The organism is Aquabacter albus (assembly GCF_040049275.1).
GTDB lineage: Bacteria > Pseudomonadota > Alphaproteobacteria > Rhizobiales > Xanthobacteraceae > Aquabacter.
Genome location: NZ_JBDZDT010000005.1, coordinates 525,798 through 538,004, shown reverse-complemented (window position 1 = coordinate 538,004; position 12,207 = coordinate 525,798). Strand labels below are relative to the sequence as shown.

Here is a 12,207-nt window from a genome sequence, read left to right as displayed (position 1 = left end):
CCGGGGCGCAGTGCGCTCCGGAGTTTTTCTTTGCCGCGCGGCCGATGGCCAGCACAGGAAAAACCCCGGAGCACGAATGCTCCGGGGTTCTGTTTCGAGGCCGTCAGACCCGGAATCCCGTTAGCGGGTCGGTCCGGGAGTTGCGTTGGTCCGGCCGCCTTCCTGGGCGCCGCCCTTGTGCGTGTCCGCACCCGGAGCGGTGCCGGAGCGCGGGACCACGGAGCCGGTGGTGTCGATGGTGCCGCCGCTGGTGCTGCTGGCGCCGGGCGAAGCGCTGGTGCGTCCGCCCTCCTGGGCGCCGCCCGCCTGGGTATTGGGGTTGGACGTCACGCCGCTGCGGGTGGGCTGCGCGGCGGGATCGGCCGGATTCACCATGCCGGAGCCGCTGGCGCCCGGAGTGGCCTGGGTGCGGCCGCCTTCCTGCGCGGCGCCCTTATGGGGATCCTGCCCCGGTGCCGTGCCGCTCATCTGCGCGGACGCGCCGATGGTGGACAGGGCAAGCAGCGCTGCGGTGGCAAGGGTTAGCTTACGCATGCGAATATCTCCTCTTCGCCTCCCGTTGCCCTGACAACTCGGCGCAACCCATTGGGTTCATTCACGCAAAGTTAACCGATGGGAGCACGGGGACGGGGAACCTTTCGCCGGCGCCATATCCCGTGCGCCGCCGTGCCGCTTGATCTCACCTGAGGGCCCAACTAGTGTCCGCCCGCACCCGAAACGGCGCCCTCAGGCGAAAATCCCGATAGGAAGACATGATGGATTCGGCGCTGCCGCCGCATATGCGCCCGGACAAGTCCTTTCAGGGCTTGCTCCTGACCTTGCAGCGCTTCTGGGCCGACCAGGGCTGCGTGATCCTCCAGCCCTACGACATGGAGGTCGGGGCCGGCACCTTCCATCCCGCGACCACGCTGCGCGCTCTGGGGCCGAAGCACTGGAAGGCGGCCTATGTGCAGCCCTCGCGCCGCCCGAAGGACGGGCGCTATGGCGAGAACCCCAACCGGCTCCAGCACTATTACCAGTTCCAGGTGATCCTGAAGCCGTCGCCGGACAATCTCCAGGAGCTTTATCTGCGCTCGCTGGAGGCCATCGGCATCGACACCCGACTGCACGACGTGCGGTTCGTGGAGGACGATTGGGAGAGCCCGACGCTCGGCGCCTGGGGCCTGGGCTGGGAATGCTGGTGCGACGGTATGGAAGTCTCCCAATTCACCTATTTCCAGCAGGTGGCGGGCTTTGAATGCGCGCCGGTTTCCGGCGAGCTGACCTACGGCCTTGAGCGCCTCGCCATGTATGTGCAGGGCGTGGAGAACGTCTACGACCTGAACTTCAACGGACGCGAGGGGGCCGAGAAGGTCACCTATGGCGACGTGTTCAAGCAGGCCGAGCAGGAATATTCCCGGCACAATTTCGAGCATTCCGACGCCGACATGCTGCTGGAGCAGTTCCGCATGGCGGAAGGCGCCTGCGCCCGCTATCTCGCCGCAGGCGATGCGGGCGAGAAGCATCTGATGGTGCTGCCGGCTTACGACCAGTGCATCAAGGCATCCCACGTTTTCAACCTGCTTGACGCCCGGGGCGTCATCTCGGTCACCGAGCGGCAGAGCTATATTCTGCGTGTGCGCGAACTGGCGAAGGCCTGCGGCGCTGCTTGGTTGAGGACCGAGGCCGGCGGCGTGGCGTGACCGCCACCATCCACGCCCTCGGGGCGCGCGCGGCACCGGCTGAGAAGCCCCGCGTGATGACGCCGCGCATGGTCGCCGCCGGGGCGCTCGGCAACCTGCTGGAATGGTATGATTTCGCGGCCTATGGCTTCCTGGCCAGCATCTTCGCGAAGAACTTCTTTCCCGCGGCCAGCCCGTTCATCGGCCTGATCTCGGCCTTCGGCATCTTCGCCGCATCCTTCCTCATGCGGCCGCTGGGGGCGGTGGTCTTCGGGCATATCGGCGATCGCTACGGCCGCCGGCTGGCGCTTTACGTCTCGGCCGGCATGATGACGGTCTCCACCGTCGTCATCGGGCTTCTGCCGACCTACGCGACCATCGGCGCCCTCGCGCCCGTTCTCCTTTTGGTGCTGCGCCTGCTGCAGGGCGTGTCCATCGGCGGCGAGTACACCACCGCGGCCATCTTCCTCGGCGAGAACACCCATCCCAAGCGCCGCGGCTTCATCACCGCCTTCGCCGGCATGGGCGCCACGGGCGGCACGCTCCTCGGCTCCGCCGCTGCCTCGCTGACCGCCTCGCTGCTCACGACAGACCAGCTCGTTGAATGGGGCTGGCGCCTGCCGTTCCTGGCAGGCGTATTCCTCGGCGGCTTCACCCTGTTCCTGCGGGGCTCCGTGGGCGATGAGGCGGCGCCCGCCGCCCATGCCGAGGCGCCGCTGGTGGAGGCGTTCCGCGAGGACTGGCGCAACATCCTGCGGTCCATTGCGCTTAACGCCATGCTGGGCGCGGGCTTCTATCTGATCTTCGTCTATCTCACCACCTACATGCACCAGGTGGACGGGATGCCGGAGCGCCAGGCACTGCAGGTGAACACCGCCAGCATGGTGGCGCTGCTGGTCTTCGTCTTCATCTTCTCCACCCTCACGGACAAGGTGGGGCGCAAGGTCGTGGTGGTGTCGGGCCTTGTGGGGCTGCTCCTGTTCTCCTGGCCCTTGTTCCGGCTGCTCTCCAGCGGCGATCCGCTCTGGGTTCTGGTGGGCCAGATGGGCTTTGCCGTGCTGATCGCGGCTTATGCCGGGCCCATGCCGGTGGTTCTGGTGGAGATGTTCCGCCACAAGACCCGCTGCTCGGCGCTCTCCGTCAGCTACAATATCGCCATGGGCCTTGCCGGGGGCACCGCGCCCATGGTCGCGGTCTATCTGGTGAACCGCACCCAGGACGACATGGCGCCGGCCTTCTACCTCATGGTGCTGGCCGCCATCTCTCTGGTGGCCGCCCTCACCATGGAAGACCGCACGGGACGATCCCTGAATTGACTGGTCTCGACGGGGCCGGCGAAACCCTCTAGGCAGTCCCCAGCCCTCCAATCCCAACCGGCGCGCAATCCTAACCGGCGCGTCCGCGCCGAGCGAAGCCATGCCCGATCTCCTCCTTGAACTGTTCAGCGAAGAAATCCCGGCCCGCATGCAGGCGCAGGCGGCCGACGCCCTGCGCAAGCTGGTGACGGACGCGCTGGTGGAACGCGGTCTCATGTATGAGGGCGCCAAGGCCTTCGTGACGCCGCGCCGGCTGGCGCTGGCGGTCCATGGCCTGCCCGGCCGACAGAGCGACATGCGGGAAGAGAAGAAGGGGCCGCGCGTCGGCGCGCCGGAGGGGGCGATTCAGGGCTTCCTGAAGAGCGCGGGGCTCGCCTCCATCGAAGAGGCGACCATCCAGTCGGACCCCAAGAAGGGCGACTTCTACGTGGCCGTGGTGGAGCGGCCGGGCCGCGCGACGACGCAGGTGGTCGCGGAGATCGTGCCCGAGATCGTGCGCGCCTTCCCCTGGCCGAAATCCATGCGCTGGGGCGCGGGCACGCTGCGCTGGGTGCGCCCGCTCCATTCCATCCTCTGCACCTTCGGCACTGAGATGGAAGACCCGGAGGTGGTGCGCTTCGAGGTGGACGGCATCGCCGCCTCCAACATCACCTATGGCCACCGCTTCCTGGCCCCCGGCGCCATTGAGGTGCGGCGGCTGGACGACTGGCTCACGAAGCTCGAAGCCGCAAAGGTCATCGCCGACCGCGACCGCCGCAAGGCCGCCATCATGGCCGACGCCCGCGACCTTGCCTTGGTGCACGGGCTGGAACTGGTGGAGGATGAGGGTCTGCTGGACGAGGTCTGCGGTCTCGTGGAATGGCCGGTGGTGCTCATCGGCACCTTCGAGGAAGCCTTCCTAGACATTCCCGACGAGGTGATCCGCGCCACCATCCGCGCCAACCAGAAGTGCTTCGTGCTGAAGGACCCGCGCACCGGGCGCCTCGCCAACCGCTTCATCCTGATCTCGAACCTCGCCGCCACCGACCAGGGCGCCGCCATCGTCGCCGGCAATGGCCGGGTGATCCGCGCGCGCCTGTCGGACGCGAAATTCTTCTGGGATACCGACCGCCGCACCAAGCTCGAGGAGCGGCTCGGCAAGTTCAAGCAGATCACCTTCCACGAGAAGCTGGGCTCGCAGGCCGAGCGCATCGACCGCATCGCGGCCCTGGCGCGGGAGATCGCGCCGAAGGTGGGCGCAGACCCGGCGCTGGCCGAGCGCGCGGCGCGGCTCGCCAAGGCGGACCTCCTCACCGAGGTGGTGGGCGAATTCCCTGAGCTTCAGGGGCTGATGGGCCGCTATTATGCGGAAGGCGAGGGCCTGCCGGCGGAGATCGCGGCGGCCAGCGAGGAGCATTACAAGCCCCAGGGTCCGTCCGACCGTGTGCCCTCCGCGCCGGTCTCCATCGCCGTGGCGCTGGCGGACAAGATCGACACGCTGGTGGGCTTCTGGGCCATCGACGAGAAGCCCACAGGCTCCAAGGACCCTTATGCGCTGCGCCGCGCGGCGCTGGGGGTCATCCGCATCGTGCTGGACAATAACCTGCGCCTGCCGCTCCAGCCGTTGCTGGTGGATGCCACACGGCCGATCCTGGGCGAGGCCCATTACGACACCCATCCCCACGATGTGTTCCACCTGGAAGCGCTGGCGGACAAGGTGGTGAGCAACCTTTTGAGCAATCTTGCGCGGCGGCTGGTGAAGGCGCCGGCGGATGCCCCCGCGGCCGAGATCGCTCGGGTGGAGGGGCTGTCCCTGTCGGCGGACCTTGCCGTCGACCTCCTCTCCTTCTTCGCCGACCGTCTTAAGGTGCATGTGCGCGAGCGCGGCGCCCGGCATGATCTCGTGGACGCGGTGTTCGCCCTTCCGGGGCAGGACGACCTGCTCCTCATCGTCCGTCGCGTGGAGGCGCTCCAGCGCTTCCTGGAGACCGAGGACGGCCGCACGCTGCTCGCCGGCTACCGGCGTGCGGTGAACATCCTGCGCATCGAGGAGAAGAAGGACGGCGCCCGCTATGAGGGGCCGGCCGACGCCCGCCTCCTTGCCGAGCCCGCCGAGGAGCGTCTCGCCGCCGCCATCGAGACGGTGAAGGCGCAGGTGAAGGAAGCCGTCGCGGCCGAGGATTTCGAGCGCGCCATGGGCGCTCTTTCGCACCTGCGCGCCCCGGTGGACGCGTTCTTCGAGGCCGTCACCGTGAACGCGCCCGACCCGGTGCTGCGCATCAACCGGCTGAAGCTGCAGGACGAGATCCGTTCGGCAACGCGCGCCATTGCGGATTTCGACCGCATCGAGGGGTGAGGGCTACCCCTCGTTTCCCTGTACACCGTCATGCTCGGGCTTGACCCGGGCATCCACGGCGCTCGCAAGGACAATACTAACACGTAGGCGTGGATCCCCGGGTCGAGCCCGGGGATGACGGCTTTTATTGACCACCATTGCCAATACCTTGCGTAAGCATTCGTAAACACTTTCGTCCCCGCGCTTCATCCTTCGTTAATTCCCGCTTCATTTCCCGTTAAGACAAGTAAATAACATCTTCTATTTGTCCTTTAGGGAAATCTTCATCGCCATCGCTCACAATTGCTCCAGGTTGGGTTGAGTAATGGGTGAGCGTAACAATGACCGATGCCTATCGGCCGAGGGCGAAATACGTCATAGGCCCCGACGGGAGCCCACTGACCGTCGCGGACCTGCCGCCGCCGGACACCCGTCGCTGGGTGATCCGCCGCAAGGCCGAAGTGGTTGCAGCGGTGCGCGGCGGCCTCATCAGCCTGGAAGAGGCGTGCAAGCGCTACACGCTCACGGTCGATGAATTCCTGTCCTGGCAAGCGTCCATCGAGCGTCACGGCCTGCCGGGGCTGCGCACCACCCGCATCCAGCACTATCGGCAGTGAGGCTCAGGCCGTTACGCGGGCGATGAAATCCGCGAGGCGGCGGCCACCGTCTTCCGGCGTCCCGACATTCTCGATCTCCATGTCCGGCACCGTGTCCAGCGCCGGCGCACGCGACAGCCGCTCCAATATGTCCCCCTCCGCCTCACGTCCGCGCGCCGCCAGCCGGCGCGCGCGGATTTCCGGAGGGGCGGTGACATGGACCACCAGAAGGCGGGAGAACCGCGCGCGGGCGAGGGGAAGCGTCGCGCGCGAGCCGTTGGCGATCACCGTCTCGCCCGACAGAAGCCACTGGGCCACTTCCTCTCCGAGCGCGTAGGACAGCCCGTGGGCATCCCAGGACAGCGCGAAGCGCGGGCGCAGCGCCGCAAATTCTTCCGGGCTCAAAGTGCCGTGGGCCTCTCCCGCGCCTGCCGGGCGGGTCACGAGGCGACGGGCGAAACGGATGCGCGGGTGGCCCTCAAGGCGGGCACGCGCCGCGTCGATCAACGTGTCCTTGCCCGCGCCCGAGGGGCCGACCACCAGGATGAGGGCGCCGGGGCCGATCACGTCCGCCGCACCCGTCATGCCACGCGCCGCCCCTCCCGCCAGACAGCCTTGACCACCGGCATGTCGCCGGCCAGCGCCACCTGGATGAGGTCGGCCCGCTTGCCCGGAGCGATCTCGCCGCGGTCGTCGAGGCCCGCGGCCATGGCCGGCGTGCGCGAGACCATGCGCACCGTTTCGGGCAGAGCGATCGCGGGATTGCGGCGGTTGAGGTCGAAGGCGGCCCAGAGGAGGCTGGAGGGCACATAATCCGACGACAGGATGTCGAGGAGCCCCGCGCCGGCCAGCGCCTCGGCCGAGACGTTGCCCGTGTGGGAGCCGCCGCGCACCAGGTTCGGCGCGCCCATGAGCACGCGGATGCCCGCGCGGTGGGACAGCCGGGCGGCTTCCTCGGTGGTGGGGAATTCGGCGATGGCGACGCCGTCGTCGATGGCCTCGTCCACATGGGCCTTCGTGCCGTCATCATGGCTCGCCAGCACGATGCCCCGCGCATGGGCGGCCTTCACCAGCCGCGCGCGGTTGTCGCGGGCATAGCGCTGGTGAAAGTCCAGGCGGGTGGAGACGATGACGTCCATTTCCGCTTCCGAGATGCCGCTCTTCTTCATGTAATAGGAGCGGAATATGTCCACGCTCAAGAACTGCCGCTGGCCGGGCGTATGGTCCATGAGCGAGACGAGGCGCACCTCGTGCTGGTCCATGAGTGCCTCCGCATCCTCCACCACCGTGTCGGTCGCCACCTCGCAGCGCAAATGGATAAGGTGGTCGGCCCGAAGCGCATTCGCCGCCTTCGCTTCGGCCAGCGCGCCGGCAAGGAGGGGTGCATCGCCGTCTATCCCCACCGCCCGCTTGTCCGGCCAGACCCGGAGCGAATCGAAAACCGTGGTGATGCCGGAGGCGGCCACCTGCGCATCATGGGCGAAGATGGCGGCCAGGGGATTCCAGCGCACCTTCGGGCGCGGGATGAGGTGGCCTTCCACGTGGTCCGTGTGCAGCTCCACGAGGCCGGGCAGCAGATAGTCGCCGCCAAGATCCTCCGCGCCTGAAGGCACCGCGCCGGCGCCCACCTCGGCGATGCGCCCGTCCACCATGCGCACATGGCCGGCGCGCATGTCGTCGGCGAGCACGAGGCGGGCATTGGCGAGGATAGTTTCGGTCTTGCTCATGTGCTGGCTCCGAAGCGGGTGACGTCCACGATGCGGTCGGCCACCGCCTCGCGCACCTGGGCGTCGTGGAAGATGCCGAGCAAAGCGGTGCCCTCGGCCTTCTTCTCGGAAATCAGGGACACCACCGCCGCGCTGTTCTGCGCGTCCAGCGATGCGGTGGGTTCGTCCAGCAGGAGGAGATCGCGCCGGGCGATGAAGCCGCGCGCCACGTTCACCCGCTGCTGCTCGCCGCCGGAGAAGGTGGCCGGCGGCAGCGCCCAGAGTCGCTCCGGCAGATTGAGGCGGGCGAGGAGGTCGCGCGCCTTGCGGGCCGCCTCTTCCGCCGGCACCCCATCGAGCCGCAAGGGCTCGGTGACGATGTCCAGGGTCGAGACGCGGGGGATGACCCGCAGGAACTGGCTCACATAGCAGATGCGCTCGCGCCGGAGTTTCAGGATGCGGCGCGGGGCAGCGCGGGCCACATCCACCGTCTCATGCCCATCGGCAATGAGGATCGACCCGCTGTCCACCCGGTAATTTCCGAACACCATCTTGAGGATGGAGCTTTTGCCGGCGCCCGAGGGGCCGCCCAGGGCCACGCACTCGCCCTTGGCCACCTCGAAGGAGGCGCCGTCCACCACCGGCAGGCGCACGCCGTCTCTGAGATGGAGGGTGAAGGTCTTGGCGAGGCCGGACGCCCGCAGCATCACATGGCCGTTCAAGGGGCGCGGCGGGGCGGCATGGCTGAAGGCAAGGTCGGTCATGCGGCGAGCACCGAGGCGACGAGAAGCTGGGTATAGGGCTCGCGCGGGTCGTCGAGCACCTGGTCGGTGAGCCCGGTCTCGATGACGCGGCCCCGGCGCATCACCATGATGCGGTGGGAGAGCAGCCGCGCCACGGCGAGATCATGGGTGACGATGATGACCGCGACGCCCAGGTCCGCCACCAGCGAGCGGATAAGGTCCAGAAGCCGCGCCTGCACCGAGACGTCGAGCCCGCCGGTGGGCTCGTCCATGAAGACGAGGCGCGGTCGGGTGACGAGGTTGCGGGCAATCTGCAGGCGCTGGCGCATGCCGCCGGAAAAGGCGCGCGGATCATCGTCGATGCGATCGCTCGCGATCTCCACGCGGGAGAGCCAGCCTGTGGCCTCCTCGCGGATGTCCCCATAATTGCGCCAGCCCACGGCCATCAGCCGCTCGCCCACGTTTCCGCCGGCCGAGACCGCCATGCGCAGGCCCTGTTCGGCATTCTGGCGCACGAAGCCCCATTGGGTGCGCAGCAGCAGCCGGCGTTCGGCCTCGGTGAGCGTCGCGAGGTCGCGCAGGGCGTTATCGCCCATGCGGTAGCGCACGCGGCCGGAGGTGGGAGCAAGCTCGGTGGCCAGCAGCGAGAGAAGGGTCGACTTGCCCGAGCCGGATTCCCCGACAATGGCCAGAACCTCGCCGGGATGGACCTCCAGGTCCACCTCCAGGCAGCCGGGGCGGGCGCCGTAATATTTGGTGAGGCCCTCGGCCACCAGCAGGGGCATGTCCACCATGCTCATGACTTTGCCTTCCCAGGGGTGGTGCCTGTCCCGGCCGTGCCCATCTCGCCCTGATGCCCGTCGGCGCGCCGGCTGTCGCAGAAATCAGTGTCGGAGCACACGAACATGCGCCCGCCTTTGTCGTCCAGGATCACCTCGTCCAGATAGACGTTTTCCGCCCCGCACAAGGCGCAGGGCTTGTCGAAGCTCTGCACCCGGAAGGGATGGTCCTCGAAATCCAGGGAGACCACCTTGGTATAAGGCGGGATGGCATAGATGCGCTGCTCGCGCCCGGCGCCGAAAAGCTGGAGGGCCGGGCTGTCGTCCATCTTCGGATTGTCGAACTTCGGAATGGGCGAGGGGTCCATCACGTAGCGCCCCGCCACGGAGACCGGATAGGCATAGGTGGTGGCGATGTGGCCGTGGCGGGAAATGTCCTCGTAGAGCTTCACATGCATCAAGCCGTAATCGGCCAGCGCGTGGAGCTTGCGCGTCTCGGTCTCGCGCGGCTCGAGGAAGCGCAGCGGCTCGGGGATGGGCACCTGATAGACCAGCACCTGATGCGCGGAGAGCTTCGCCTCCGGGATGCGGTGGCGGGTCTGGATGACGGTGGCGTCTTCGGTCCGCGTGGTGGTGGCGACGCCGGCTGTGGCCTGGAAGAAGCCCCGGATGGCCACAGCATTGGTGGTGTCGTCCGAGCCCTGGTCGATCACTTTGAGAACATCGTCGGCGCCGAGGATGGCGGCGGTGACCTGCACGCCGCCTGTGCCCCAGCCATAGGGCATGGGCATCTCGCGGCTGGCGAACGGCACCTGATAGCCGGGGATGGCGATGGCCTTCAGGATGGCGCGCCGGATCATCCGCTTCGTCTGTTCGTCCAGATAAGCGAAATTGTAGGTGATGGCCGGCATCGCGCTCATTGGGCCGCCTCCTCCAGATCCTCGTCGGCTTCGCCCGGCACCTCGTGCTCGGTGCGCATGCGGCGCACCAGATCCAGCTCCGCCTGAAAGTCCACGTAATGGGGCAGCTTCAGGTGCTCCACGAAGCCGGTGGACTGCACATTGTCCGAATGGGAGAGCACGAATTCCGCGTCCTGCGCGGGGGCGGTCTTCTCCTCGCCCAGCTCCTCCCAGCGCAGCGCCCGGTCCACCAGCGCCATGGACATGGCCTTGCGCTCACTCTGGCCGAAGACGAGGCCGTAGCCGCGGGTGAATTGCGGCGGCGCCTCGGCGGTGCCCTTGAACTGGTTCACCATCTGGCACTCGGTGAGGGTGATCTCGCCGAGCGGGACGGCGAAGCCCAGCTCCTCCACGAACATCTCCACCTCCACTTCGCCCATGCGGATCTCGCCGACGAAGGGATGGGTGCGGGCATAGCCGCGCTGGGTGGAATAGCCGAGCGCCAGCAGGAAGCCCTCGTCGCCGCGCGCCAGATTCTGAAGGCGCGTTTCCCGTTCCGCCGGGAAGGCGAGGGGGCTGCGGGTGAGGTCGGGCGGCTCCTCGCCCATATCGGGCGGGGAGGGCTCGATTAGGCCTTCGTCGCCGAGCAGGTCCGTCACCCGGGCCATGGGGACAGGTGGGTCCTGCACGGATGTGGGCTTGGCCTTCGCGGCCGCTGTCGTCTTCGCAGCCGGTGATGCACGGGTGGCGAGCGAGGGGTCGAGGAGGCGGTGGGTATAGTCGAAGGTCGGCCCCAGCACCTGGCCGCCGGGCAGGTCCTTATAGGTGGCAGAGATGCGCCGGCGCACCCGCATGGCGCCCGTATCCACCGGCAGGGCCGCGCCGAAGCGGGGGAGGGTGGTGCGCAAGGCGCGCACCAGGAAGATGGCCTCGATCATGTCGCCGCGCGCCTGCTTCAGCGCCAGCGCCGCAAGGTCTCGGTCGAACAGGCTGCCTTCCGCCATCACCCGGTCCACCGCCAGGGCCAGCTGCTCGCGGATCTGGTCGATGCCGATCTCCGGCACCGCGGGATCGCCGCGCCGCACCTCGGCGAGGAGGGCATGGGCATTGCGGATGGCGGTCTCGCCGCCTTTCACCGCCACATACATGGCTCAGGCCTCCTCAATCAGGCGGACGGAGCGGGGCAGGCCCAGGATCGCGCCCGGTGCCGCAAGGACGAGGTCGAGGCCGAGAGGGAAGAGTGCCCGGTTGGCTGCAAGGCGCGTGCTCATGTCGGCGGGCAGCGGCTCCGCGCCGAAGCCGACATGGCCCTTAATGCCCGGCCCCTCGATTTGAAACGGCGCCTCCGCCAGGCGCTGCACAGCCACGATGAGGGTCGTCGAACGATCGGGATAATCGGGCTCGCCCTGCGCGAATGCCGTGAAGTCCGGCAGGTCCGAGGCGTTCGAGATCAATGCGAACTGCGCCTCCTGCGGCGCGGAGACGATGCGGGCCGAGGTGTGGAAGCGCAGGAACTCCACCACTGCCGTCTGCTGGGCCAGAGGCGCATCGAGCCAGACGGTCGTCTCATAATCGAGGAGCGTCAAAGCAAGGGCGGCCAGCTCCGGTGTCAGCGGCGCGGGGGGCGTGAGATGTGAGACAAATGTCTCGGGAAGTCCAGGCCGCGCCATGGCCCACATGAGCGCCTTGAAGGCGCGCTGGGACTCGCGGGCCGGATCGGCGAAGCCTCGGGCGAGACCTTGCGCGCTCATCAATCCTCTCCCCGCACGAGGGTGAAGAAGTTCACGCGCGTGGCGTCGGTCTTCTCGCGCGTGGCCGCCTCTGCACCGGCGATTCGCTTGCGCACAGGCCCCAGCGCCTCCTCCACGGCAAACCGCACCGCTTCGTCCTGCCACAGCGCATCAAGAACGGCAGCGGCGCGGGCGCGCTCGGGGGCGCGGCCCAGAATGTAGGAGACGCCGGTGGCCGCGTTGAGCCGCACGGCGGCGCGGGTCACGGTGGCCTCGCCGAGATTGAACGGCGCGCCGTCACCGCCGACCCGCCCGCGCAGCATGGCGAGGCCCACTTCCGCAGGCCGTGGCTCATCGATGGGGGGCAGGGGGGCGAAGCGCTCCAGGGCGCTCTCCAGCTCCGGCAGCGTGGCCCGCGCCAGGACGCCCATCAGAGCCTGTCTGCGCTGCGTCATGTCGGCTT

General features: G+C 68.1%; 13 protein-coding genes. 4 read left to right on the top strand and 9 right to left on the bottom strand.

Annotated features, from left to right (window positions below):
- Positions 1-120: 120 nt before the first annotated feature.
- Positions 121-534: a hypothetical protein gene (locus ABLE91_RS15295; RefSeq protein WP_348931941.1), complete on the bottom strand. Its 414-nt coding sequence runs from the start codon at positions 532-534 to the stop codon at positions 121-123.
- Between the two features lie 221 nt (positions 535-755).
- On the opposite strand from ABLE91_RS15295, the gene ABLE91_RS15290 reads away from it, so the two are divergent.
- The 4 genes from ABLE91_RS15290 to sciP all read left to right on the top strand — a co-directional run bounded on the left by ABLE91_RS15290 (position 756) and on the right by sciP (position 5,908).
- A complete protein-coding gene (locus tag ABLE91_RS15290; RefSeq protein WP_348931939.1) occupies positions 756-1,682 on the top strand; it encodes a glycine--tRNA ligase subunit alpha in 927 nt (308 codons plus the stop codon).
- A complete protein-coding gene (locus ABLE91_RS15285; RefSeq protein WP_348931937.1) occupies positions 1,679-2,977 on the top strand; it encodes an MFS transporter in 1,299 nt (432 codons plus the stop codon). Before ABLE91_RS15290 ends, ABLE91_RS15285 begins: the two co-directional genes overlap by 4 nt.
- Positions 2,978-3,077: 100 nt before the next feature.
- Positions 3,078-5,312, top strand: a complete 2,235-nt coding sequence (gene glyS, locus ABLE91_RS15280; RefSeq protein ID WP_348931935.1) for a glycine--tRNA ligase subunit beta — start codon at positions 3,078-3,080, stop codon at positions 5,310-5,312.
- Between the two features lie 320 nt (positions 5,313-5,632).
- The gene (gene sciP, locus ABLE91_RS15275; RefSeq protein WP_348931932.1) at positions 5,633-5,908 is read left to right on the top strand and encodes a CtrA inhibitor SciP; all 276 of its coding nucleotides are present in this window, start codon (positions 5,633-5,635) and stop codon (positions 5,906-5,908) included.
- A 3-nt stretch (positions 5,909-5,911) separates the two neighbouring features.
- Here the strand turns inward: sciP and phnN are convergent, their stop codons facing one another.
- The 8 genes from phnN to phnG are packed head-to-tail and all read right to left on the bottom strand — an operon-like array spanning position 5,912 to position 12,199.
- Positions 5,912-6,472 carry a phosphonate metabolism protein/1,5-bisphosphokinase (PRPP-forming) PhnN gene (gene phnN / locus ABLE91_RS15270; protein ID WP_348931930.1) on the bottom strand — a complete coding sequence of 187 codons (561 nt, stop codon included), beginning with the start codon at positions 6,470-6,472 and terminating at the stop codon, positions 5,912-5,914.
- Positions 6,469-7,614: an alpha-D-ribose 1-methylphosphonate 5-triphosphate diphosphatase gene (locus ABLE91_RS15265; protein WP_348931928.1), complete on the bottom strand. Its 1,146-nt coding sequence runs from the start codon at positions 7,612-7,614 to the stop codon at positions 6,469-6,471. Before ABLE91_RS15265 ends, phnN begins: the two co-directional genes overlap by 4 nt.
- Positions 7,611-8,357 carry a phosphonate C-P lyase system protein PhnL gene (phnL, locus tag ABLE91_RS15260; protein ID WP_510181953.1) on the bottom strand — a complete coding sequence of 249 codons (747 nt, stop codon included), beginning with the start codon at positions 8,355-8,357 and terminating at the stop codon, positions 7,611-7,613. The genes ABLE91_RS15265 and phnL overlap by 4 nt, the downstream gene beginning before the upstream one ends.
- Positions 8,354-9,130, bottom strand: coding sequence for a phosphonate C-P lyase system protein PhnK (gene phnK / locus ABLE91_RS15255; protein ID WP_348932075.1), 777 nt, complete (start codon positions 9,128-9,130; stop codon positions 8,354-8,356). The genes phnL and phnK overlap by 4 nt, the downstream gene beginning before the upstream one ends.
- Positions 9,131-9,132: 2 nt before the next feature.
- Positions 9,133-10,026, bottom strand: a complete 894-nt coding sequence (locus tag ABLE91_RS15250; RefSeq protein WP_348932073.1) for an alpha-D-ribose 1-methylphosphonate 5-phosphate C-P-lyase PhnJ — start codon at positions 10,024-10,026, stop codon at positions 9,133-9,135.
- A 5-nt stretch (positions 10,027-10,031) separates the two neighbouring features.
- Positions 10,032-11,162 (bottom strand): carbon-phosphorus lyase complex subunit, encoded by a 1,131-nt coding sequence (locus tag ABLE91_RS15245; protein WP_348931927.1) that lies wholly within the window; start codon positions 11,160-11,162, stop codon positions 10,032-10,034.
- Positions 11,163-11,165: 3 nt separating this feature from the next.
- The gene (phnH, locus tag ABLE91_RS15240) at positions 11,166-11,765 is read right to left on the bottom strand and encodes a phosphonate C-P lyase system protein PhnH (RefSeq protein WP_348931925.1); all 600 of its coding nucleotides are present in this window, start codon (positions 11,763-11,765) and stop codon (positions 11,166-11,168) included.
- Entirely contained in the window at positions 11,765-12,199 is a 435-nt protein-coding gene (gene phnG / locus ABLE91_RS15235) for a phosphonate C-P lyase system protein PhnG (RefSeq protein WP_348931924.1), read from the bottom strand. Before phnG ends, phnH begins: the two co-directional genes overlap by 1 nt.
- Positions 12,200-12,207 lie beyond the last annotated feature (8 nt).

Coding starts and splice junctions, on each gene's coding strand:
- ABLE91_RS15295 (WP_348931941.1), bottom strand. CDS start 534: ATGCGTAAGCTAACCCTTGCCACCGCAGCGCTGCTTGCCCTGTCCACC.
- ABLE91_RS15290 (WP_348931939.1), top strand. CDS start 756: ATGGATTCGGCGCTGCCGCCGCATATGCGCCCGGACAAGTCCTTTCAG.
- glyS (WP_348931935.1), top strand. CDS start 3,078: ATGCCCGATCTCCTCCTTGAACTGTTCAGCGAAGAAATCCCGGCCCGC.
- sciP (WP_348931932.1), top strand. CDS start 5,633: ATGACCGATGCCTATCGGCCGAGGGCGAAATACGTCATAGGCCCCGAC.
- phnN (WP_348931930.1), bottom strand. CDS start 6,472: ATGACGGGTGCGGCGGACGTGATCGGCCCCGGCGCCCTCATCCTGGTG.
- ABLE91_RS15265 (WP_348931928.1), bottom strand. CDS start 7,614: ATGAGCAAGACCGAAACTATCCTCGCCAATGCCCGCCTCGTGCTCGCC.
- phnL (WP_510181953.1), bottom strand. CDS start 8,357: ATGACCGACCTTGCCTTCAGCCATGCCGCCCCGCCGCGCCCCTTGAAC.
- phnK (WP_348932075.1), bottom strand. CDS start 9,130: ATGGTGGACATGCCCCTGCTGGTGGCCGAGGGCCTCACCAAATATTAC.
- ABLE91_RS15250 (WP_348932073.1), bottom strand. CDS start 10,026: ATGCCGGCCATCACCTACAATTTCGCTTATCTGGACGAACAGACGAAG.
- ABLE91_RS15245 (WP_348931927.1), bottom strand. CDS start 11,162: ATGTATGTGGCGGTGAAAGGCGGCGAGACCGCCATCCGCAATGCCCAT.
- phnH (WP_348931925.1), bottom strand. CDS start 11,765: ATGAGCGCGCAAGGTCTCGCCCGAGGCTTCGCCGATCCGGCCCGCGAG.
- phnG (WP_348931924.1), bottom strand. CDS start 12,199: ATGACGCAGCGCAGACAGGCTCTGATGGGCGTCCTGGCGCGGGCCACG.